The following is a 21259-nucleotide window of genomic DNA, read 5'->3' as shown; positions in this document are numbered from 1 at the left end:
AACGAATGCTGAAGCGCCAGTGGTTTTCGCTCGTGCTGCTGACGGTTTGCCTGATCGGACAACGCGCGTCGGCCCAGTCCACGCTTGAACTCGAGACCGACGGCACGACCCGCGCCCTCACGCGGCAGACGCTGCTCGCGCGCCCCGATGCGACGGAGATCCACGTGCCGCGCGACATCGCGTACGGCCGGCCGATGACGTTCCGCGCCGTACCGTTCGCCGCGCTGCTCGGCGATACGCGGCTGCCGGCCGACGGCGTGCTCGAAACGCGTGCAGCCGACGGCTTCGCCGCGCAACTGCCGCTGGATCTCGTGCGCCACCGCGCACCGGCCGGCGCCGTCGCCTGGCTCGCGATCGAGGATTCGGCCCACCCGTGGCCGAAGCTGCCGGGCAAGCAGGTCAGCGCGGGGCCGTTTTATCTCGTGTGGCTCGGGCCGGATGCGTCGTCGGTACGCGGCGAGCAGTGGCCCTACCAGATCGTGCGCGTCACGATCGAATCGTCGCCGGTCGCGCGCTGGCCGTCGCTCGCCGTCGATCCCGCGCTGCCCGCCGGCGATCCGGCCCGCGCGGGCCAGCGCCTGTTCGTCACGCAATGCCTCGCGTGCCACCGCGTCGACGGCGCGGGCAGCAGTCATGCCGGCCCCGACCTGAACACGCCGATGAATCCGGTCGACTACTTCCAGCCCGCCGCGTTGCGTCGTTATATCCGCAACCCGGCGTCGGTGCGCGACTGGCCGGGCCGCAGCATGCCGGCGTTTCCGCCGGATCAGCTGAGCGACCGGGAGCTCGACCAGATCGTCGCGTATCTCGCGTATATGGCGCGGCGCAACGCGGGCAAGTCACACGCGGACGCACAATAAAAGGAACGTCGATGACGTCACGCGATCCGCTGTTCACCATCGCATCGATCGAAGCCGCGCAGACCCACCCGCTCCGGGCAGCGATCCTGCTGAACGGCGATCTGAACGCGTGCGAACTGGCCGGCGATCATGCACCGACGACGCTGCACGTCGGCGTACTCGACCGCACGGGCATCGTCGCCGTCGCGTCGCTGTGCGAGGAATCGCGCGACGACGACCCTGCTCTACCGGCGTGGCGGCTTCGCGGGATGGCCGTCCACCCCGCCGTGCGCGGGATGGGCTTCGGGCGCGTGCTGGTGCAGGTATGCGTGCGGCACGCCGAAGAACGCGGGGCCGCGCTCGTATGGTGCACGGCACGCGAATCGGCTTACCGGTTCTATGAAAAGCTCGGCTTTGCGGCCGATACTGCGCTGATGACGATGCCGGGGCGCACCGATACGGCGTTCCATGTGATGCGGCGATACATCGATCGGCACGCGCCGTCTGCGTGAAGCGAACCGCGCATTTGCATCATCAGGCGAGAATCGTCGCGGCCCGGCGAACTCCCGCCCGCCGAACCGCCTTCGTCACGCTCACGCTTCCAGCGCGCTCTGCAACACCGCCCGCAACAGCACGTCGGCGCCCGCCGCCGCCCATTCCGGCGTAATCGCTTCGGCCTCGTTGTGGCTCAGCCCATCGACGCACGGCACGAAGATCATCCCGGTCGGCGCGACGCGCGCGACATAACACGCGTCATGGCCCGCACCGGACACGATGTCCATGTGCGACAGCCCGAGTGCCCGGGCCGCATCACGCACCGCGTCGATGCAGCGCGGCGCGAACGGGATCGGCGGGTACCTGAAGATCTGTTCGATCTGTGTGCCGAGGCCGGTCTCGTCCGCCACGCGTGCGAGTTCCGCGCGCAGCGCCGCATCCAGCTCATCGAGTACCGCATCATCCGGGTGACGAAACTCGACCGTGAAGAAACAGCCGCCCGGCACCGTGTTGCGCGAATTCGGCCGCGCGTCGATCATCCCGACCGTCGCGCGTGCGTACGGCGTGTAACGGCGGCCGAGCGCGTCGATGAACGAGATCATCCGCGCGGCACCGACCAGCGCATCGCGACGGAATTCCATTGGCGTCGTGCCCGCATGCGCATCGACACCGGTGAGCGTCACCTCGTACCAGCGCTGCCCCTGCCCGGCCGTCACGACGCCGATCGTCTTGCCGGCCCGTTCGAGAATCGCGCCCTGTTCGATATGCAGCTCGTACGCCGCGTGCACCGGATAACCGCCGACGGGCTCGGCGCCCGCGTAGCCGATCCGCTCCAGTTCCTCGCCGATCGTCCTGCCCGCGCTGTCGGTGCGCGACAGCCCGTATTCGAGCGTATAGACGCCCGCGAACACGCCGGCCGCAACGATCGCCGGTGCGAATCGCGAGCCTTCCTCGTTGGTCCAGATCACGACGTCGATCGGACGCTCGGTCTCGATGCCCGCATCGTTCAGCGCGCGCACGACCTCGAGCCCGCCGAGCACGCCGTAGATGCCGTCGTAGCGGCCGCCCGTCGGTTGCGAATCGGCATGCGAGCCCGTCAGCACCGGCGCGGCGTCGGGGTTCCGGCCCGCGCGGCGCGCGAACACATTACCCATCCGGTCCACGCGCACCGTGCAACCGGCGTCGCGCGCCCACTGCACGAACAGGTCGCGCGACTCGCGATCGAGATCGGTCAGCGCCAGACGGCAGACGCCGCCCTTCGGCGTCGCACCGATCTGCGCCATCCGGTCGAGCGACACCCACAGGCGGTCGCCGTCGACGCGCGGCGCATTCACGTTGTCGTCACGCATCGCCGTTCTCCGGCGCGCGCTGCAGTGCGTAGCGGAAATCGCAGCGCTTGCCGCCCTGCATGATCGTGCTGGTACGCGTGAGCGCAATGTTCGGCGCATAGCCCTGGATGAAATAGCTGTCGCGCGCGCAGCTCAGCAGGTGGCCGATCTCGCCGAGCCCCATCGCGTGATACATCTCCGCGTAGCTGCAGCGATGCACGTCGTAGTCGTAGTGCGCGTCGTCCGCGCGCTGCACCTCGACGTCGAGCGCGTCGTCCTTCTCCCACAGCACCTGCAGCGCGATGAACGACTTCACGCTCGTGCCGTCCGGCTCCTGCGCGGCGAACGTGCGGCCCGCGTCGACGGCCGCGCCGCGCACGGCTTCCGCGATCACGGCCTGCGCGCGCTCGGTGCCGAACTCGCGCTTCATGATCTCGTAGATCGGCTTGATGATTTCCGCTTCGATGCGGCGCCGCGCGAGGATCCCGAGGCGCGTGTCCTCGGGTACGGCGGCGGATGTCTGGGTCGGTTCGGTCATGGGGATCGTCTTTGTCGCTGATTTACTTGGCCGCAGTGCGCGAGCCGCCGAGCACGTCGACGACGGTCCACTTGCCGCCGCGCACCTGGTAGATCGTGAAGGCCGGGTCCTTCAGGTTCCCTTCGCCGTCAAACGCAATCCGCCCCGTCACGCCGGGCCGGTCGATCGCGCGGACCGCCGCGACCAGCTTCGCCGGCTGCGTCGTGCCGGCCTTCTGCGCGGCCGCGATCAGCGTGGCCGCCGCGTCGTACGCGAACGGCGCGTGCAGTTCGATCGGTGCGTGGAAACGCGCCTGGTATTGCGTGTCGAACGCGTTGCCGCCCGGCATCCGGTCGAGCGGCAGGCCCGGTTCGAGCGCCGTGACGCCGTCGCCGTCCTTGCCCGCGAGCGACAGGAAGGTCTGGCTCACGAAGCCGCCCGCACCGAGCAGCGGCGCGTTCACGCCGAGCTGGCGCATCCGGCGCGCGATCGGCGCGGCCTGCGCATCGAGGCCGCCGAAGAACACGAGGTCCGCGCGCTTGCCCTTGATCGCGGTCAGCACGCCGCTGAAGTCGGTCGTCTTGTCGTTCACGTACTGGCGATCGACGATCGCGCCGCCGTTCGCCTGCACGCCCTTGATGAACTGGTCGGCCAGCCCCGCGCCGAACGACGTGCGGTCGTCGATCACCGCGATGCGCTTCGCCTTCAGCGTCTTCACCGCATACGCGCCGGTGAAGTTGCCGCCCGCATCGTCGTGACCCATGATGCGGAAGGCCGTTGCGTAGCCCTGCTGCGTGTATTGATGACCGGTGGACGCCGGCGCGATCTGCGGAATGCCCGCATCGCGATAGACGCGTGACGCCGGCACGCTGCAGCCCGTGTTCCAGTGACCGACGACGCCGATCACGTGCTGGTCGACGAGTTGCTGCGCGACCGCGACGGCCGTGCGCGGGTCGGACTGGTCGTCGGCCGCGACGAGCTTGTAGACGACCGGCTTGCCGCCGATGGACGGATGCTTCGCGTTCGCGTCGTCGATCGCGAGTTGCGCGCCGTTCTGCAGATCCTTGCCGATACGCGCGGACGGGCCGGTGAGCGGCGCGGCGAGACCGATCAGTATCGTCTGCGGCGCGGACTGCGCGAACGCGGGAACGGAGGCGACCAGGGCGGCGGCCGAGAAAACGAAGCTGGCGTGAACGAAGGGAATTTTCATGTGGGGGGATCGGTGAATCGGATCAAAACATGAAAAATATTAAATATTCGGCATCCACACCCCAAATACTCAATTGTTGGATGCTTATTCCGTTCTCGATACATTAGCTCAACATCCTGTAAACACAAGATATTTTCTCGTTGTCACTTACCCCGACTTTTCGATAAAATTCGACACATGAAAAATATCGAACAATTGCCGCACGATCCACCGCTGCGCGCGGTGCGTGCGTTCGAAGCGTTTGCGCGTCTCGGGTCGGTCACCGCGGCGGCGGGCGAGCTCGACATCACGCCGTCGGCGGTCAGTCATCAACTGCAACTGCTCGAAGCGTTCATCCAGACGCCGCTGACGGTGCGCGAGGGCCGGCTGCTCGCGCTCACCGACGAAGGGCGCGACTACTACCGTTCGATCAGCGCCGCGTTCTCGGTGCTGCGCAGCGCGACGCGCTTCGTGCGCGACCGGTCGTCGCTGCGGCAGATCACGGTCAGCCTGATCCCGCTGCTCGGCATCGGCTGGTTCATTCCACGGCTGCACGCGTTCCTGGCCGACAACACGGATGTCGACGTGACCGTGCTGTACGCGCATCACCGCAACTATCGAAGCGACGCGTCGGACCTGTCGATCCGCTTCGGCACCGGCGACTGGCCCGGCTACCGCTGCGAGCGGCTGCTGCCGGGCGCGATGGTGCCGATGTGCAGCCCGTCGTTCCTGAAGCGGCACGGGCCGTTCCGCACACCGGCCGATCTCGCGCATGCGCCGCTCGTGCACGACGAGGATCGCAGCACGTGGGTCAACTGGCTGCAGGGCGCCGGCGTGCGGCATGTATCGCACGCCGTGGGGCCGATGTTCGAAGATGGCCAGTTGACGCTGAGCGCGGCACGCGCGGATCTCGGCGCCGCGCTGCTGCGCGCGCCGCTGGTCGAGCGCGAACTGGCGAACGGGGAACTCGTGAAGCTGTTCGATCATGCGCTCGACGACGGGCGCGATTACTACCTGTGCACGCGCGAGGATGCGGACATGCCGGACGGGGCACGGCGGCTGGCGGAATGGTTGAGGAAGATGGCGGGGATTTGAGCGGAGCACGCCGCCGCTGCGCCGCCAGTCGACTGATCCGGAACGCGACATGCGATCGGACTTGCCGCGACCTTGCACTGGCGCGGCCGGATCGACATGATGGGCGTTTCACGTGACGGAGGTCGAAATGAACAGTATTCCGGTCGATCTGTCGGATGACCAGCTTGCCGCGTTGACCACCATCGCGGCGATCAAGAACAGCTCCCGAGCCGAGATCATTCGAGACGCAATCGATGCGTATATCGCGCGGCACACGAGGACATCGGTCGACGACGTGTTCGGTCTATGGAAGGGCCGTCCGGTCGCCAGTCAAGAGAGCTTGCGCGCCGAGTGGTAAAGCAGCGCACCGGCGCCGACAGTCCGATCGGCGATCTGCGGGCCCGGACTCGATCCGCCATCTCATGCGTCGTTTGACGCCCTCCCGCCCGTACCGTCGCGGCAAACGAGCCGATTCACCCCGAAGGACACATTCCCTCACGTTCTCACCGAACGGGCGCCCGGCCCGCGACCGCCCGCCCGCACGCAGTGCGTCAAACGCCCCTCCCCACCCACCCCGCACAATCAAGGGCCGGAAGCAGATAGAAATTCCCGATGCCCTGGATTGAAACAAGCAATTTCCCTAAATCAGGGTGAACCCGGATACTGGCAACACTCCACTCACCACTGAAGCAAAGGAACTCACCAGATGCCGATCATCAACACCCAAATCAAGCCGTTCAAGGCAACCGCATACCACAACGGCGATTTCGTGCCCGTGTCGGAAGAGAACTTCAAGGGCAAGTGGTCCGTCGTCGTGTTCTACCCGGCCGACTTCACATTCGTCTGCCCGACCGAGCTGGGCGACCTCGCCGACCGTTACGCGGAATTCCAGAAGCTGGGTGTCGAAATCTACGGCGTGTCGACCGACACGCACTTCACGCACAAGGCATGGCACGACACGTCGGACACGATCGGCAAGATCAAGTACCCGATGATCGGCGACCCGACGCTCACGCTGTCGCGCAACTTCGACGTGCTGATCGAGGAAGAAGGGATGGCGCTGCGCGGCACGTTCGTGATCAACCCGGAAGGCGAGATCAAGCTGTGCGAAATCCACGACAACGGCATCGGCCGCGACGCAGGTGAACTGCTGCGCAAGGTGCAGGCTGCGCAATACATCGCGGCGCACCCGGGTGAAGTGTGCCCGGCCAAGTGGACGCCGGGTGCGGAAACGCTGACCCCGTCGCTCGACCTGATCGGCAAGATCTGACGATCGCTCCGCGCGCCTCGCACGAGGCGCGCGAGACACACGAATACGGGCCGCCGCATCGCGCGGCCCGCGCCCTCCTCCGGCACGACGTGCCCGACCATAATCATTAATACGGAATCCGAAACGCCATGCTCGACGCCAATCTCAAGAATCAACTGAAAGCGTACCTCGAAAAGATCACGCGCCCGATCGAACTCGTCGCCTCGCTCGACGACAGCGCGAAATCGCAGGAACTGCTGGCGCTGCTGAACGAGATTGCGTCGCTGACGGATCGCGTGACCGTGACCGAACGCCGCGACGACGCCGAGCGCAAGCCGTCGTTCTCGATCGGCGAGCCCGGCAAGCCGGCCGGCATCCGCTTCGCCGGCATCCCGATGGGCCATGAATTCACATCGCTCGTGCTCGCGCTGCTGCAGACGGGCGGCCACCCGATCAAGCTCGACGACGACGTGATCGAACAGATCCGCGCGCTCGACGGCGACTACGCGTTCGAGACGTATTTCTCGCTGTCGTGCCAGAACTGCCCGGAAGTCGTGCAGGCGCTGAACGTGATGTCGCTGATCAACCCGCGCATCCGTCACGTCGCGATCGACGGCGCGCTGTTCCAGAACGAAGTCGAGTCGCGCCAGATCATGGCCGTGCCGACGATGTTCCTGAACGGCGCATCGTTCGGCCAGGGCCGCAGCAGCGTGAAGGAAATCCTCGCGAAGCTCGATACGGGTGCGAGCGCCCGTGCCGCGAAATCGCTCGAGAACAAGCCGGTGTTCGATACGCTGATCGTCGGCGGCGGCCCGGCCGGCGCGGCCGCGGCCATCTACTCGGCGCGCAAGGGCATCGCGACGGGCGTCGTCGCCGAGCGTTTCGGCGGCCAGGTGCTCGACACGATGGCGATCGAGAACTTCGTGTCGGTGCAGGAAACCGAAGGGCCGAAGTTCGCGACGGCGCTCGAACAGCACGTGAAGCAGTACGACGTCGACATCATGGACGTGCAGCGCGCCGACGCACTGATCCCGGGCGACGTGCACCAGATCCGCCTCGCGAACGGCGCGATACTGAAGGCAAAGACGATCGTTCTCGCAACCGGCGCGCGGTGGCGCGAAATCAACGTGCCGGGCGAGCGCGAATACCGCAATCGCGGTGTCGCGTACTGCCCGCACTGCGACGGCCCGCTGTTCAAGGGCAAGCGCGTCGCGGTGGTCGGCGGCGGCAACTCGGGCGTCGAGGCCGCGATCGACCTCGCCGGCATCGTGAAGGCAGTCACGCTGATCGAATACGGCGCGCAACTGCGCGCGGACGAAGTGCTGCAACGCAAGCTGCGCAGCCTGCCGAACGTGACGATCGTCACGCAGGCGCAGACGACCGAGCTGACCGGCGACGGCAGCAAGCTGAACGGGCTCGTGTACAAGGATCTGCGCTCGGGCGACACGCAGCGCATCGATCTCGAAGGCGTGTTCGTGCAGATCGGCCTCGTGCCGAACACCGAATGGCTGAAAGGCACGATCGAACTGTCGAAGCACGGCGAGATCGTCGTCGATGCGCGCGGCGCGACGTCGGTGCCCGGCGTGTTCGCGGCCGGCGACGTGACGACGGTGCCGTTCAAGCAGATCGTGATTGCGGTGGGTGAAGGCGCGAAGGCATCGCTCGGCGCGTTCGACCACCTGATCCGGCAGGACGTGGCGCCGGTTGCAGTCGCTCAGCCGCAGGCCGAGGAAGCGGTCGCCGTGTAACGCACAGGCAGCGCCTGCAGCACAACGGATTGTCTCTCTTGGCCCCGCATGCTTTGGTCGGCGTGCGGGGTCTTTTTTGTGTCGACGCCTGGAGGCGCAGAAAAATAGCGAATTGTCCTTAACTGACGAGTCGCATCCCGGCAACCTTGGCCGCTTTCGCGTCAAACGTCATCGTGTATTGGCATTGCGCCTCATGGCACGTCCGTTCGATCAGACAATCGGAGAAATCCGCGGACGAGCCGGAATACACGCGCAATGCCTTCCAGACCGTTTCCGCGGCTTCGACGACCAGTTCCTTCGTTCGCAATAGCGCCTCGATCACCTGCGCGATCTCGTCGCGGTCCGAACCGTAGGCCCGCGCAAGCACCCAAACGACCTCGACCAACGCAACCTGCGTGATATAGCCGGGATGCTCGGCAGTCAGCGATTCGACCAGCCGGGTCGCCTTCTTCGATTGGACCGGGTCATCCTGCACGAGATATCTCACGAGCACATTCGTGTCGAGACCGATCATCGCGCCGACGCTCCCCGCTCCGCGATCGCGGCATTCATGTCCTCGATCGACACGGGTTTTGCCGGCTTGCGAATGATGCCTTTGAGCGAAGTAATCGAACTCGTGGCGGGAACGACTTCGTACCGCCCAGTCTTTTCGTTGAGAATGAACTCGATTCGATCCCCGGTCGCAAGACCCAGGCGGGTTCTCACGTCCACGGGTATGGTGACCTGCCCCTTCGATGTCACGGTTGCCGATGCCATAGCGCCTCCGATTCAGATTTCCTTACTTTAAGGTAAGGAATCGGAAACCGCAAGGATGCGTATCTGCGCAGGACAGGTCAAACCGCCTGCGACTGCCGGGCAATGGGCGCGTCAATCAAATGCCGGATACCCGATCATCTGCGCGAAAAATTCACGCTCGAATCGCGCGGCTTACTTGGTGGCAGACGGATCGCCATTCGCCGAAGGCGACGCCTTGAAATTGCTCGACTGCCTGACCAGTTGCTCGGTCATCGCGGCGGCAACCGGATTCGCGCCGGACGATGAACCGCCCTGCCGAGTCGAACCGGAACTCGCCGACATCGACGACATCGGCGGCGGAGGCAGCGACGGGTCGAGCTTCGCCGATTCCCTGACGAGCGCGGCCGTTTCCGCCGTTTCGGATTTCGTTGCTGAAGGCGTTGTGGCCGCGTGGCGTTCGAGGCCGTCGCGCTTGCGCGGTGCGCGTTGCGTGACCTGCGCCGGCGCGGCCGGCTTTGCAGGCTGTGCCGGTTGTGCAGCGGGCGGGGTCGAATCCTGCGCATCCACCGTCACGACGTTGACCTTCGGCGGCGGTGCGCTCGGCTTCGTCACCGGCTGCGCTTTCTCGCTGACAACCGGAACGGCGGGGACAGATGCAGGTGCGGCGCTCACGCGCGCGGGTGCGGGTGCTGCCGGCGCGGGCGCCGGTGCGGGTGGCGGCGGAACAGCCACCTGTTTCTGCGCCGGTGCGGATGGTGGCGGCGGCACAGCTGCCTGTTTCGGCGCCGTATCGTCATGGGCTGCCGTAGCGGCCGCCGGTGCCGGCGGCGCGATGGCGCCCTGCACCGCGTGATCGTCGTTCGCGGGCGCCGTGGCGACCGGTGCGGCCGAATCGCCGATGCCGGCGTCTTCGATCGCACGGTGGTCCGCGCGCAGCAGCATCACGTAGGCAGTGCCGGCCGCGGCTACCAGGAGCCCACCGGCAATCATCAAGGTCTTGCGGGTACTCGTCATGCTTGTTCACCGATCATGTCGACGTGAACAAGCCATCATACGCGGCCATCGGCCGTTGATCCCGCATGAATACATTTGGTTGCATTGATGCCGGTGGCGCGATCGTCAGACGTATCGCGCCGCTGTTCCGGCACGATCAATGCACAACCATTTGCACGACCGTTACTCCGGAAACGGCAGATCGGTTTGCCCGTCCGCACGCATGCCGAACGTGTTCAGCGTCATCGCGACGAGCGCGTAATAGCCGAGCAGCGCAACCAGATTCACGACGGTTTCGTGGCCGAAGCGCGCTTGCGCGCGCGCGAACGTCGCGTCGCTGACGCGCCGCGTGTCGTACAACTCGCTCGCGAATGCATGGATCAACGCATCGTCGTCCGACTCGAATGCCGGCGCGACGCCGCGCCGGATCGCGTCGGCGGTCGCGGCCGGTACGCCCGCGTCGAGCGCGATCGGATGGTGGATGTGCCACTCGGCCTGCGAGCGCCAGCGTGCGGCCGTCACGAGAATCGCGAGCTCCGACAGCCGCAGCGGCAGGCCCGTGCGATAGCGGCAGAACGCGCCGAGCTTCTGCGCGTGCTGAGCCAGCTCGGGGCTGGCGATCCAGCCGAGAAACGGCCCGTTCAAATTGCCGCGCGGGCCGCTGAGAATGTCGGCCAGCACGGCCTTCTGCGCGTCGGTGGCGGACGCGGGATCGAACGGTGGCAGTCTGTCAGTCATGTGATGATCCGGTGAGGTTCAGTGCATCGATGCCGTCACGCGCCGGCCGCAGCGAGCGCCGCGCCGATCGCGCCCGACAGCCGCTCGACGATCGTATCGATCTGCTGCGCGGTGCAAACGAACGGCGGCGCGATCAGGATGTGATCGCCGTGGACGCCGTCGATCGTTCCGCCCATCGGATACACCATCAAGCCGCGCTGCATCGCTTCGCGCTTGACCGCCGCATGCAGCTTCAGCGCGGGATCGAACGTCGCCTTGCTGTCGCGATCGCGCACGAGCTCGACGCCGACGAACAGCCCGCGTCCGCGCACGTCGCCGACATGCGGATGCGTGCCGTAGTGCTCGCGCAACGACGCGCGCAACTGGTCGCCGCGCGCCTTCACGTTGTCGAGCAGGTTCTCCTCGGCGATCACGCGCTGCACCTCGAGCGCGGCCGCGCATGCGGTCGCATGGCCGAGGTACGTGTGGCCGTGCTGGAAGAAGCCCGATCCGTCGACGATCGTCCGGTAGATGCGGTCGCTGACGAGCGTCGCGCCGATCGGCTGGTAACCCGCGCCGAGCCCTTTCGCGATCGTCAGCAGGTCGGGCGCAACGCCGTCTTCATCGCACGCGTACAGATAGCCCGTGCGCCCCATCCCCGACATGATCTCGTCGAGAATCAGCAGGACACCGTACTTGTCGCACACCGCGCGAATCTTCTGCAGGTACGTGCGCACCGGCGGCACTGCGCCGGCCGTTGCGCCCACCACCGTTTCCGCGACGAACGCCGCGACGTTTTCCGCACCGAGTTCGACGATCTTCTGTTCGAGCTCGTCCGCCAAGCGCTGCGCATACGCTTCGTCGGTCTCTCCCGACTGCTGATCGCGATACGCATAGCACGGGCTCACGTGATGCGCTTCGATCAGCAGCGGCAGGAACGGCTCGCGCCGCCACGCGTTGCCGCCGATCGCGAGCGCGCCGAGCGTGTTGCCGTGATAGCTCTGGCGCCGCGCGATGAAATGACGGCGCTGCGGCTCGCCCTTCTCGACGAAATACTGGCGTGCGAGCTTCAGCGCGGCCTCGATCGCCTCGGAGCCGCCCGACACGAAATACACGTGTTCGAGGCCGGCCGGCGCGCCGGCGACGAGCCGGTCGGCCAGTTCCTCAGCCACGTCGGTCGTGAAGAACGACGTATGCGCGTACGGCAGTTGCTGCGCCTGGCGCTTGATCGCGTCGATCACGCGCTGGTTGCTGTGGCCGAGACACGAGACGGCCGCGCCGCCGCATGCGTCGATATAGCGTTTGCCCGTCGAGTCGATGATCTCGATGCCGTCGCCTGCGACGGCGACGGGCAAGGTGGCGCGCGGAGCGCGATGGAAAACGGTCGTCATGCGTTGCCTCATGGATCAGGACGCGTCGTGTGCGCGCCCGGACGGCACGATGCGCGTCGCGAAGCGCTGCGTGCCGTGCTGGTGAATGGTGAAATCGATCGACGCCGCGCCGATCGCGAACAACGCGGTCGCGAGCGTGTTCTCGTCGTCGGGGTCGGCCGGGTCGTCGCGGTAGATCGGCAGCCCGTCCGGCGCGCGATCGCCGAGCACGCGCAGCAGCGCAGCTTCGTCGATCGCGTCGATGCCGGGCGTCAGCGCATCGACGCGCCGCTGGCGGTCGGCCGACGATTGCGTGACGATCTGCGCTTCTGCTTCGCAGCCGGGATGCACGAGATGGTTCGCATGGCCCGCGAGCCGTGCGACGTCGATCACGGAACAACGCGCGGCGCTCGCTTCGATGCTCAGCAGCCGCGCATCGCCGGTCGCCCCGAGCGTGTGATGAAAGCCGCTCGCGCGCGCATGCAGACGCAGCACGTCGGCCGCCGCGTCGAGCGATGTCGCGTCGAGCACGGCGCGCGCGAGAATCATGCGCGGCACGCCCGGTGCCGGCGTGCGGATCCGCAGGTTGTTGATCGCCTGCGCGATGCCCGCACGGTTCGCGGCAAACGTATGGCCCGGCAGCGAACCGGGGTAGTAGAAACTGATGAAGCCCGGCTTGCCCTCAGGCTGCACGTCGACGAGCAGGCAGCGCTCGCGCAGGAACGGATCGCCGTCCTCGTTGTGCGCGATCCAGCGCGTGCCGTCAGCGCCGCGCGCGGCGAGCGTCGTGCAGCCGTCCGGCGCGTTGTGGATCAGTTCGCCGCGGCAGTTCCACAAAAAGATGTCCTCGGCCGGCCAGCCGATGCCCGCCGCGATCCCGTCCAGTTCCGCGACGAGATCGGGGTACGCGGCCAGCGCCGCCTGCCGCAGCGCATCGACGAACGGATGGCCGCGCCAGCGGCGCACGGCCTGCCACGCGCTGCTCTGCTGCATGTACGCATCGAACACGGGACGGGCGAGCTCGCCGAGGCGCACGCCGATGTCGAACGGCGCGCCGGCGATGACGGGAGAAAGGGAAAGCGGCATGTCAGATGATTCGGTTTCGTTCAGGACACGTGTTTCAGGAATTCCTTCAGGCGCGGCGTCGGCGGCCGGTCGATCAGGTCGACCGGATGACCGTCCTCGGCAATCCCGCCCTGATCCATGAACAGCAGGCGCGTGCCGACCCGCTTCGCGAAGCCGATCTCGTGCGTGACGACGATCATCGTCATCCCTTCGGTAGCGAGATCCTGCATCACTTTCAGCACTTCGTGGCGCAATTCCGGATCGAGCGCCGACGTCGGCTCGTCGAACAGCATCAGCCGCGGCCGGATCGCGAGCGCGCGCGCGATCGCGACGCGCTGCTGCTGGCCGCCCGACAGCTCGGACGGGTAATGATTCGCGCGCGATTCGAGGCCGACCTTGTCGAGCAGCGCCATCGCCTGGTCGCGTGCTTCGGCGCGCGATGCACCGCGCACCTGGGTCGGCCCGAACATCACGTTCTCGAGCGCGGTCATTTGCGGAAACAGGTTGAACTGCTGAAACACCATGCCGGCTTCGAGCCGGATGTTGCGGATCGTCGTCGCGTTGCCGCGCACGCTCTGGCCGTCGACGAGCAGCTCGCCGCCGGTGATTTTCTCGAGCGCGTTGATACAGCGCAGCATCGTCGATTTGCCCGACCCCGACGGGCCGATCACGACGACCACCTCGCCCGCGTCGATCTTCAGGTCGATATGCTTCAGCACCGGTACGTGGCCGAAGCTCTTCGACACGTTCTGGAATTCGATCATGCTCATAAGATGCGCATCCTCTTTTCGACGAGCCGCAGCGTCAGCGTCATCGCGCCGGTCAGCAACAGGTAGATGACAGCCACGGCGCTCCAGATCTCGACCGCCTGGAAGTTGCCCGCGATGATTTCCTGCCCCTTGCGCGTCAGTTCGCCGACGCCGATCACGATGAACAGCGACGTGTCCTTCAGGCTCACGATGCACTGGTTGCCGAGCGGCGGAATCAGCCGCCGGAATGCCAGCGGCCCGACCACCTTCAGCAGCACGCGCGGCATCGACAAGCCCATCGCGAGCCCCGCTTCCGTGAGCCCCTTCGGGATCGACAGCAGCGCGCCGCGCACCACTTCCGCGAGATACGCACCGGAATTCACCGTAATCGCAATGATCGCGGCCGTCAGGCCGTCGATGCGAATGTGCGCGAGCAACGGCAGCGCGAAATACAGGAACATCACCTGCACGACGATCGGCGTGCCGCGGATCAATTCAATGTAGACCTGGACGAGCACGTTCATCGCCTTCGGTCCGTATGCGCGGAACATCCCCGCGACCATCCCGACGATGAAACCGCCCGCCAGCCCGAAAAATGCGATGAACACCGTCAACCGGACCCCGTCCATCAGGTCCGGCAACGCCGCCCAGATCGCCGACCAATCGAAATTCACTTGTCGCTCCCCGTTCGATTCAAAACCGGCGCGGCCGCATGGCCGCGCGCTGTTGCGGCGTCACGCTCACATCTTCGGCGGCTCGGCGCCGAACCACTTCTTGTAGATCTGCGCGTAGCGGCCGTCTGCCTTGATCTTCACGAGCGACGCGTTGACCTTCGGCACCAGCGGGCTGCCCTTCGGGAAACCGATCCCGTACTTGTCGCCGCTGACCGGCTGGCCCGCGACCTGCACCTTGCCCTTGCCTTCGTTGTTCACGAAGAACAGCACGTTCGGCGTGTCGTGCATCGCCGCGTCGACACGGCCGGCTTCAAGCGCGAGGTAGGCCTGGTCGATGTTCGGGAACTGGCGGATCTCCTTCGGCTTCAGGTGCGCCTTGATCCAGTCGATCGTTGCAGTGCCCGTCTTCGCGGCGATCACCTTGCCGTTCAGGTCGTCGATCGACTTGATCGTCGTGTTGCCGGTCTGCACCATCGCCGCGAGGCCGCTGTCGTAGTACGGCGCGGAGAAGTCGATCGCCTTCTTGCGCTCCTCCTTGATCGTCATCCCCGACAGCGCGACGTCGATGTTCTGCGTCTGCAGCGCCGGGATCAGGCCCGCGAAATCCATCGGCTGGATCGTGTATTTCCAGCCCTGGTCCTTCGCGATCTCGGCCCACAGGTCGAGATCGAAGCCGACGTACTTGTCGCCCTGCTTGAACTCGAACGGCATGAACGACGTATCGGTCCCGACGACGAGCGTCTTGGTATCCGCGTGCGCGAGGCTTGCGCCGAGCGCGGCAACGACCGCGACGGCTTTCAGGAAGGAACGGCGACTCATGGTTTCTCTCCGCATGATTGAGCGATGTAGCCGGCCAGCCGGCCGGCGGGAACGACGACATCAAGCAGCACCGCAACATGCGATGTCGAATTAGACATTAGTGCAACATGTGTTGTCAACGGCGATACTACGACAACAAAAAAGTCCGCAACGGGAAAATGCATCGAGACAAACCCGAGCCGCGCGGACCGGATTGATCGGAGGAAACGGGGGAAACGGGGGAAACGGGGGAAACGGGGGAAACGGGGGAAACGGGGGAAACGGAGGAAACGGAGGAACGGGGGAAACAGGGAGACGGCCGGGGCGACGGGCCACCGGCCGGGGCCGGGTCGCGCCGCACGGGCGGATGGCGGAGCGTGAAGAGAGGATGACGGCGTCCGGTGCGGGGCCGCAGGTTTGCCATCCCGTGCCACAAGTGCGACGGGATGGCGACAGTACAGCCGCGAACGCACTCGCCAGGGCCCGCCCGCTCGTTCATGCAGCGTATCAGCAGCGATTCAATGCGGCGGCGTGCCGGGGTGGCCGAATCCGCGAAGCCGCCAAGCGCCGGCGCGACTCAACGAACGTTGCGGGATTCGTATGGAGACACCGGCCGGCAACGCGTCGATACTGCTTCCGTCACGCCGCCACCCCGCTCGCCTGATGCGACACGAGCCGCGCATACGCGCCCTGCCGCGCCAGCAGTTCCGCATGACGCCCGGCCTCGATCACGCTGCCCTGCTCGATCACGAGGATCAGATCGGCATTGCGCACGGTCGACAGCCGGTGCGCAATGATGATCGACGTCCGTTGCGTCATCAGGTCTTCCAGCGCCGCACGGATCTGCTGCTCGCTGATCGTGTCCAGGTGGGACGTCGCCTCGTCGAGGATCAGCACGGGTGCATCCTTCAGGAACGCACGCGCGATCGCGACACGCTGGCGCTGGCCGCCCGACAGCTGCACGCCACGCTCGCCGACGCGCGTCGCGAGCCCATCCGGCAGCCGCGCGACGAATTCGCCGAGCGCCGCATGCTCGATCGCGCGCTGCACGTCCGCGTCGGACGCGTCGCTCGCGGCGAGCCGGATGTTCGCTTCGAGCGTGTCGTTGAACAGGTAGGTATCCTGCGCAACGAGCGCGATGTGCTGCCGCAGGTCGTCGAGCCGAAGGTCGCGCAGGTCGACGCCGCCGAGCGTCACGCGGCCCTGCTGCGGATCCCAGAAGCGCAGCAGCAGGCTCGCGACGGTCGACTTGCCGGCGCCCGACGCGCCGACCAGCGCAACCGTGCTGCCGGGCGGCACCTCGAAGCTCACGCGGTCGATCGCGGGCACGCCGCGGCCCGGATACGTGAAGCACGCTTCCTCGAAACGCACCGCCGGGTTGCCGGGCATCGGCTGCGTGCCGTCCGTTACGGTGACGGGCTCCTTCTCGAGCGCGCGCAACCGTCGCGTCGACGCGATCGTGTCGGCCAGCTGGCGCGCAACCTGGCCGATCTCCGCAACCGGCATGAACGCGGCCACGGCAACCAGCACCAGCAGCGGCAACGACTCGCGCGGAAACCAGCCGCGCGCGCACAGCAGCGCACCGAGCGCCGCGACGGCCAGCCCGCCGAGCCCGCTCGCGATTTCCAGCGCGGCGCTCTGCGACGACAGGTCGTCGAGCAGCTTCGCGCGCTGCTTCCGGTACGCATCGACCTCCGCCACGAACGCTTCGCGCCGGCGCGCGATTGCCTGGAACGCGGTCAGTTCCGCGAGCCCCTGGATCGTTTCGGTCAGGTGCGCGCCAAGCTGGCCGAGCGCTTCTCGCGCACCGGTGCCGAGCCGGTCGACATCGCGGCGGGCCAGCACGGGCGCGAGCCCGGCCCACAGCAGGAACGGCAGCAGCACGAGCGCGAGCGGCCACGCGACCGCCGCGAGCAGCACCAGCACGCCGGCCGGCACGAGCACCGCGACGAATGCGGGCGCCAGCGTGTGCGCATAGAAATACTCGACCGTCTCCACGTCTTGCGTCGCGAGCGCGACGAGATCGCCGGAGCGGCGGCGCAGCAGCCCGGCCGGCGCGAGGCGTTCGAGCGTCGCGAACAGCGCGATGCGCATTTCCGCGAGCAGCCGGTACGCCATGTCGTGCGCGAGCCACGATTCGAGCCAGTGCAGCACGGCCGCCACCGGCGCGATCACGAGCAGCGCCACGACGAGCGCCGTGCTGACGTGACCGGCCGACACCGCGCCGACCACCAGCGCACCGATCACGCCGACGCCGATGAACGCGAGCACGCGGCCGATCCCGAACAGCACGGTCAGCGCGACCTTGGCCTTCCACGGACGCACGAAGCGCAGCAGCGTGCGCAACGTCTCCGGCCAGCCGATCGTCGCCGCGTCGTCGTTCAGCGGCCTGACCTGCGGGCCCGACGACGCACGTGCGGTGGCGCCGGCCGTCGTCGCCGCGCCGACCGCTTCGGCAACCGCTTCCAGTTGCGGCCCCATCAGCCGGCGATACGGGCCGTCGCGCGCGATCAGCGCCGCGTGCGTGCCTTCGTCGACCACCTGCCCCTGGTCGAGCACCAGGATGCGGTCGGCGCCGATCACGCTGGACAACCGGTGCGCGAGCACGAGCGTCGTCCGCCCGCGCGTGAGCCGGTCGAGCGCCTGCTGGATCAGCGCTTCGTTTTCCGCGTCGACCGACGACAGCGCCTCGTCGAGCAGCAGGATCGGCGCATCGCGCAGCAGTGCGCGGGCAATCGCGATGCGCTGGCGCTGGCCGCCCGACAGCATGAGCCCGCGTTCGCCGATGCGCGTCGCGTAACCGTCGGGCAGCGCCGAGATGAAATCGTGCGCGTTGGCGGCGCGCGCGGCCGCGATCATGTCGGCGTCGCTCGCGTCGGGGCGGCCGAGCCGCAGGTTGTCGGCGACGCTGCCGTCGAACAGCGTCGCATCCTGCGCGACGACCGCGATCATCTCGCGCACCTGGCCGGCGTCGAGCGCGCGCACGTCGTGGCCGCCGATGCGGATCGCGCCGCCCTGCGCGTCGTGCTGGCGCAGCAGCAGGCGCACGATGGTCGACTTGCCCGCGCCGCTCGGGCCGACGATCGCCACCGTCTCGCCTTCGCGAACCGAGAAACTCAGCGCCGCGTGCGCATCCGCACGGCGCCCCGGATACGCGAAGCTGACGCCGTCGAACGCGATCTCCGGCCGCAGGCCCGTCACGCGCGGCGCGGCGGCGGCCGGCACGTGGCTGCCCGCGTCGAGCAGTGCGTGGATCGCATTCGCCGCCGACTGGCCGATCATCCCCTGGTGCAGCACCGCGCGCAGGTCACGCAGCGGCCGGAAGATCTCGCTGCCGGCCATCAGCACGATCAGCAGCGCCTCGAGGCTCATGTCGCCGTGCCGCACGCGCCACGCGCCGACCGCGATCGCCGCGGCGGCGCCGAGGCCCGTGCCGAGATCGGTGAAGAGCCGCGTCAGCAGGCCGAGCGCGAGCACCCAGAACGTGCTGTCGGACAGCGCGCGCGCCTTCGCGGCCAGCTTCGCGCCGAACGCGGTGCTCTGCCCGAACGCCTTCAGCGTCGGCAGGCCCTGCACCGCATCGAGAAACTCCTCGCCGAATGCCTTGAAGGCGGCCGAGCGTGCGAGCGCCGCGCGCCGGTCGGCGCGATGCACGAGCTGCGGCAGCGCGAGCGTGACGAGCGCTGCGACCAGCAGGATCGCGGCCGTCGGCACGTCCCACCACGCGAGCACCGCGAAGATCATCACCGGTGCGCACGCGGCGATCACGAGCTGCGGCAGGTAGACGCCGAAGAAGGTCTGCAGCTGCTCGACGCCGTCGACGACGGCCAGCATCACGCCGCCCGTGCGTTCGCCGCTGAACCATGCGGGGCCGAGCGCGGCGATCCGGTCGAACAGCCGTGCGCGCAACGTGGCCTGTACGCGCCCGGCCGTGTGCTGCGCGAGCACCGTGCGGCGATGGTCGAGCCACGCGCGCAGCAGCACGCAGGCCGCCGTTGCAACGACGGCTTCGACGATGCTGCGCACCGGCGCGCCGGAAAAGACCAGCGCCAGCACGCGGCCGAGAAACACGAAACGGAGAATGCCGACACCCATCGCGAGCAGCCCGAGCGCGACGGCCGCGGCCACCCGCCCGCGTAGTCCCGCCATCATTGCCCATAGTCGTCGGTCGAAATACATGAAGCCCTCCAGTCGGTGTTTTGGTGCGTTTTTCTTGACCGGATCGAGGCTACCCGCGCCGCCCGCGCGCGGCAAAAGATGATTTTTCAACGGGTGTTGAGTCAACTACAATACCCCGCATGTCGCACCTTCCTCCCCTTGGCGCACTGCGTGCTTTCGAGGCGGCTGTCCGCCTCGGCGGGTTCGCGCGCGCGGCGGCCGAGCTGAACGTATCGACGAGCGCGGTCAGCCATCAGATCCGCGCGCTCGAGGAATCGCTCGGCGCGCGGCTGCTCGAACGCAGCACGGGGCTCGGCGGCATCGGCCTCACGCCGGCCGGCGCACGCCTGCTGCCGGCCGTCAGCGACGCGCTGTCGCGCCTGACCGACGCGTGCGCCGAGATTCGCGGCACCGAGCAACGGCTCACCGTTTCCGCCAACGCGCCGTTTTCGTCGATGTGGCTCGCGCGCCGTCTTGCGGAATTCTCGTCGCTTCATCCCGAAACGCCGCTGCATGCCGTCGTGCTCGAAGATGAACCGGATTTCGCGCGCAGCGGCATCGATCTGGCGATCGTGCACGTGCCCGCGCACCGGCTGCGGGCCGACGACGACGTGCTGATGCGGGAGACCGTGTTTCCGGTATGCAGTCCCGAGCTGTATCCGTACGCGTCGGGGTACGTGTGCCGCTCGCGGCTGCTGCAGGAGATGCACGAAAACAGCCCCGAGATCGACTGGCGCAACTGGGCATCGGAGTTCGGCTTGCCGGACGATTTCGAAACGAAGATCGTCCGCTACAGCAGCTTCAGCCAGGTGATCGGCGCGGCGGTGGGCGGCGCGGGCATCGCGCTCGGCCGTGTGCCGCTGATCGAGCCCGAACTGCGCAGCGGGCGTCTGGTGCCGCTGGTGCCGGGCCTTCAACGCGACGCGTCATGGCGCTTCGTGCTGCGCCGCCATCCGTCGACGCGGCACCGGCTGCTCGATCCGCTGATCGCGTTCCTGCGACGTGAAGCGGACGCTCCGCCGTTCGTCGCCAAGATCGTTGCGCCCGCATCCAACGACAGTCACGCGCGGGGCGCGGGCGGCGCATAGGGCCGGCACGCGAAGCCGGCACCGCTTCTTGACGGCCCGTTACGGCGCGGCGAAGAACAGCGCGACGACGCACGCCATCCCGCCGGACCACACGAGCGAACGCAGCGACGCCCAGTTCAGCAGGTACATCAGCATATAGACGACGCGGGTCGCGACGAAACCCATCGCGAGCTGGTCGACGTGGTGCGCGTTCGCGCCGTTGTGCCATGCGACGACCAATGCGGCCGTGAACAGCGCGAGCGCTTCCCACGCGTTCTGGTGCGCGGCCTGCGCCCGCGCGCGCCAGCCTTCGAGTTTCGCCAGGTACTCGCGCGGCGTACGGTTGTCGTAGCCCTTGCGGGCCTTGGCCAGGAACGTCAGCGGGAACGGCAACAGCGCCACGATGAACAGGCACAGCTGGGACGTCGTCATCAAAGTCTCCTCCTTTATGATTACATTATTCAATGGCAAGATCGCCGAGAGCTTAGCATTGC

At 67.3% G+C, this 21259-nt stretch carries 21 protein-coding genes; 7 read left to right on the top strand and 14 right to left on the bottom strand.

Annotated elements, in window-relative coordinates; translation table 11 throughout:
* Nucleotides 1-5 precede the first annotated feature (5 nt).
* Complete coding sequence (locus LXM88_RS36450; RefSeq protein WP_262544303.1) at nt 6-860, top strand: c-type cytochrome; 855 nt, start codon at nt 6-8, stop codon at nt 858-860.
* Between the two features lie 11 nt (nt 861-871).
* On the top strand, nt 872-1351 hold the full coding sequence (locus tag LXM88_RS36445) for a GNAT family N-acetyltransferase (protein WP_262544302.1): 480 nt from the start codon (nt 872-874) through the stop codon (nt 1349-1351).
* Between the two features lie 81 nt (nt 1352-1432).
* On the opposite strand, the gene LXM88_RS36440 is transcribed toward LXM88_RS36445, so the two are convergent.
* From LXM88_RS36440 to LXM88_RS36430, 3 genes are read right to left on the bottom strand one after another with little or no spacing between them, the layout of a single operon-like run.
* Nucleotides 1433-2683: a Zn-dependent hydrolase gene (locus LXM88_RS36440; protein WP_262544301.1), complete on the bottom strand. Its 1251-nt coding sequence runs from the start codon at nt 2681-2683 to the stop codon at nt 1433-1435.
* Complete coding sequence (locus tag LXM88_RS36435; RefSeq protein WP_262544300.1) at nt 2676-3200, bottom strand: L-2-amino-thiazoline-4-carboxylic acid hydrolase; 525 nt, start codon at nt 3198-3200, stop codon at nt 2676-2678. The genes LXM88_RS36440 and LXM88_RS36435 overlap by 8 nt, the downstream gene beginning before the upstream one ends.
* Nucleotides 3201-3222: 22 nt before the next feature.
* Nucleotides 3223-4389, bottom strand: coding sequence for a branched-chain amino acid ABC transporter substrate-binding protein (locus LXM88_RS36430; protein ID WP_262544299.1), 1167 nt, complete (start codon nt 4387-4389; stop codon nt 3223-3225).
* A gap of 177 nt (nt 4390-4566) precedes the next feature.
* Here LXM88_RS36430 and LXM88_RS36425 point away from each other — a divergent pair, with 177 nt between their 5' ends.
* The 4 genes from LXM88_RS36425 to ahpF all read left to right on the top strand — a co-directional run bounded on the left by LXM88_RS36425 (nt 4567) and on the right by ahpF (nt 8439).
* Entirely contained in the window at nt 4567-5463 is an 897-nt protein-coding gene (locus tag LXM88_RS36425) for a LysR substrate-binding domain-containing protein (RefSeq protein WP_174380996.1), read from the top strand.
* A 127-nt stretch (nt 5464-5590) separates the two neighbouring features.
* Nucleotides 5591-5800: a CopG family transcriptional regulator gene (locus LXM88_RS36420; protein ID WP_262544298.1), complete on the top strand. Its 210-nt coding sequence runs from the start codon at nt 5591-5593 to the stop codon at nt 5798-5800.
* Nucleotides 5801-6148: 348 nt separating this feature from the next.
* Complete coding sequence (ahpC, locus tag LXM88_RS36415) at nt 6149-6712, top strand: alkyl hydroperoxide reductase subunit C (protein WP_006488685.1); 564 nt, start codon at nt 6149-6151, stop codon at nt 6710-6712.
* 128 nt (nt 6713-6840) lie between these two features.
* Nucleotides 6841-8439, top strand: coding sequence for an alkyl hydroperoxide reductase subunit F (ahpF, locus tag LXM88_RS36410; protein ID WP_262544297.1), 1599 nt, complete (start codon nt 6841-6843; stop codon nt 8437-8439).
* Between the two features lie 118 nt (nt 8440-8557).
* Here the strand turns inward: ahpF and LXM88_RS36405 are convergent, their stop codons facing one another.
* The 10 genes from LXM88_RS36405 to LXM88_RS36360 form a co-directional block, all read right to left on the bottom strand.
* Nucleotides 8558-8953 (bottom strand): PIN domain-containing protein, encoded by a 396-nt coding sequence (locus LXM88_RS36405; protein WP_047903562.1) that lies wholly within the window; start codon nt 8951-8953, stop codon nt 8558-8560.
* The gene (locus tag LXM88_RS36400; protein ID WP_262544296.1) at nt 8950-9195 is read right to left on the bottom strand and encodes an AbrB/MazE/SpoVT family DNA-binding domain-containing protein; all 246 of its coding nucleotides are present in this window, start codon (nt 9193-9195) and stop codon (nt 8950-8952) included. Before LXM88_RS36400 ends, LXM88_RS36405 begins: the two co-directional genes overlap by 4 nt.
* 171 nt (nt 9196-9366) lie before the next feature.
* The gene (locus tag LXM88_RS36395) at nt 9367-10188 is read right to left on the bottom strand and encodes an extensin (RefSeq protein WP_262544295.1); all 822 of its coding nucleotides are present in this window, start codon (nt 10186-10188) and stop codon (nt 9367-9369) included.
* Nucleotides 10189-10350: 162 nt separating this feature from the next.
* Nucleotides 10351-10905, bottom strand: a complete 555-nt coding sequence (locus tag LXM88_RS36390; RefSeq protein WP_262544294.1) for a carboxymuconolactone decarboxylase family protein — start codon at nt 10903-10905, stop codon at nt 10351-10353.
* A gap of 35 nt (nt 10906-10940) precedes the next feature.
* A complete protein-coding gene (locus tag LXM88_RS36385) occupies nt 10941-12275 on the bottom strand; it encodes an aspartate aminotransferase family protein (protein ID WP_262544293.1) in 1335 nt (444 codons plus the stop codon).
* 15 nt (nt 12276-12290) lie between these two features.
* Entirely contained in the window at nt 12291-13340 is a 1050-nt protein-coding gene (locus LXM88_RS36380; protein WP_262544292.1) for a C45 family autoproteolytic acyltransferase/hydolase, read from the bottom strand.
* 20 nt (nt 13341-13360) lie between these two features.
* Complete coding sequence (glnQ, locus tag LXM88_RS36375; RefSeq protein ID WP_165948018.1) at nt 13361-14089, bottom strand: glutamine ABC transporter ATP-binding protein GlnQ; 729 nt, start codon at nt 14087-14089, stop codon at nt 13361-13363.
* A complete protein-coding gene (gene glnP, locus LXM88_RS36370; protein WP_059237092.1) occupies nt 14086-14742 on the bottom strand; it encodes a glutamine ABC transporter permease GlnP in 657 nt (218 codons plus the stop codon). Before glnP ends, glnQ begins: the two co-directional genes overlap by 4 nt.
* 66 nt (nt 14743-14808) lie before the next feature.
* Nucleotides 14809-15561: a glutamine ABC transporter substrate-binding protein GlnH gene (gene glnH / locus LXM88_RS36365; RefSeq protein ID WP_262544291.1), complete on the bottom strand. Its 753-nt coding sequence runs from the start codon at nt 15559-15561 to the stop codon at nt 14809-14811.
* A 618-nt stretch (nt 15562-16179) separates the two neighbouring features.
* A complete protein-coding gene (locus LXM88_RS36360) occupies nt 16180-19719 on the bottom strand; it encodes an ABC transporter ATP-binding protein/permease (RefSeq protein WP_262544290.1) in 3540 nt (1179 codons plus the stop codon).
* Nucleotides 19720-19838: 119 nt separating this feature from the next.
* On the opposite strand from LXM88_RS36360, the gene LXM88_RS36355 reads away from it, so the two are divergent.
* Nucleotides 19839-20786 carry a LysR family transcriptional regulator gene (locus LXM88_RS36355; protein WP_262544289.1) on the top strand — a complete coding sequence of 316 codons (948 nt, stop codon included), beginning with the start codon at nt 19839-19841 and terminating at the stop codon, nt 20784-20786.
* 39 nt (nt 20787-20825) lie between these two features.
* Here the strand turns inward: LXM88_RS36355 and LXM88_RS36350 are convergent, their stop codons facing one another.
* Nucleotides 20826-21197, bottom strand: a complete 372-nt coding sequence (locus LXM88_RS36350) for an MAPEG family protein (protein ID WP_262544288.1) — start codon at nt 21195-21197, stop codon at nt 20826-20828.
* Between the last annotated feature and the right edge of the window lie 62 nt (nt 21198-21259).

The sequence above is a fragment of the Burkholderia sp. S-53 genome (genome assembly GCF_025560745.1).
Lineage (GTDB): Bacteria > Pseudomonadota > Gammaproteobacteria > Burkholderiales > Burkholderiaceae > Burkholderia > Burkholderia pyrrocinia.
Note: the sequence above shows the minus strand (reverse complement) of the source record. Positions and strands in the feature narration are given on the sequence as shown.

What these genes read in the sequence shown, in the direction of transcription:
- LXM88_RS36360 (WP_262544290.1), bottom strand. Translation starts at nt 19,719, where the DNA reads ATGTATTTCGACCGACGACTATGGGCAATGATGGCGGGACTACGCGGG.
- LXM88_RS36385 (WP_262544293.1), bottom strand. Translation starts at nt 12,275, where the DNA reads ATGACGACCGTTTTCCATCGCGCTCCGCGCGCCACCTTGCCCGTCGCC.
- LXM88_RS36355 (WP_262544289.1), top strand. Translation starts at nt 19,839, where the DNA reads ATGTCGCACCTTCCTCCCCTTGGCGCACTGCGTGCTTTCGAGGCGGCT.
- glnQ (WP_165948018.1), bottom strand. Translation starts at nt 14,089, where the DNA reads ATGAGCATGATCGAATTCCAGAACGTGTCGAAGAGCTTCGGCCACGTA.
- LXM88_RS36425 (WP_174380996.1), top strand. Translation starts at nt 4,567, where the DNA reads ATGAAAAATATCGAACAATTGCCGCACGATCCACCGCTGCGCGCGGTG.
- LXM88_RS36400 (WP_262544296.1), bottom strand. Translation starts at nt 9,195, where the DNA reads ATGGCATCGGCAACCGTGACATCGAAGGGGCAGGTCACCATACCCGTG.
- LXM88_RS36440 (WP_262544301.1), bottom strand. Translation starts at nt 2,683, where the DNA reads ATGCGTGACGACAACGTGAATGCGCCGCGCGTCGACGGCGACCGCCTG.
- ahpC (WP_006488685.1), top strand. Translation starts at nt 6,149, where the DNA reads ATGCCGATCATCAACACCCAAATCAAGCCGTTCAAGGCAACCGCATAC.
- LXM88_RS36420 (WP_262544298.1), top strand. Translation starts at nt 5,591, where the DNA reads ATGAACAGTATTCCGGTCGATCTGTCGGATGACCAGCTTGCCGCGTTG.
- LXM88_RS36435 (WP_262544300.1), bottom strand. Translation starts at nt 3,200, where the DNA reads ATGACCGAACCGACCCAGACATCCGCCGCCGTACCCGAGGACACGCGC.
- LXM88_RS36390 (WP_262544294.1), bottom strand. Translation starts at nt 10,905, where the DNA reads ATGACTGACAGACTGCCACCGTTCGATCCCGCGTCCGCCACCGACGCG.
- LXM88_RS36445 (WP_262544302.1), top strand. Translation starts at nt 872, where the DNA reads ATGACGTCACGCGATCCGCTGTTCACCATCGCATCGATCGAAGCCGCG.
- glnH (WP_262544291.1), bottom strand. Translation starts at nt 15,561, where the DNA reads ATGAGTCGCCGTTCCTTCCTGAAAGCCGTCGCGGTCGTTGCCGCGCTC.
- LXM88_RS36430 (WP_262544299.1), bottom strand. Translation starts at nt 4,389, where the DNA reads ATGAAAATTCCCTTCGTTCACGCCAGCTTCGTTTTCTCGGCCGCCGCC.
- LXM88_RS36450 (WP_262544303.1), top strand. Translation starts at nt 6, where the DNA reads ATGCTGAAGCGCCAGTGGTTTTCGCTCGTGCTGCTGACGGTTTGCCTG.
- ahpF (WP_262544297.1), top strand. Translation starts at nt 6,841, where the DNA reads ATGCTCGACGCCAATCTCAAGAATCAACTGAAAGCGTACCTCGAAAAG.
- LXM88_RS36350 (WP_262544288.1), bottom strand. Translation starts at nt 21,197, where the DNA reads ATGACGACGTCCCAGCTGTGCCTGTTCATCGTGGCGCTGTTGCCGTTC.
- LXM88_RS36405 (WP_047903562.1), bottom strand. Translation starts at nt 8,953, where the DNA reads ATGATCGGTCTCGACACGAATGTGCTCGTGAGATATCTCGTGCAGGAT.
- LXM88_RS36380 (WP_262544292.1), bottom strand. Translation starts at nt 13,340, where the DNA reads ATGCCGCTTTCCCTTTCTCCCGTCATCGCCGGCGCGCCGTTCGACATC.
- LXM88_RS36395 (WP_262544295.1), bottom strand. Translation starts at nt 10,188, where the DNA reads ATGACGAGTACCCGCAAGACCTTGATGATTGCCGGTGGGCTCCTGGTA.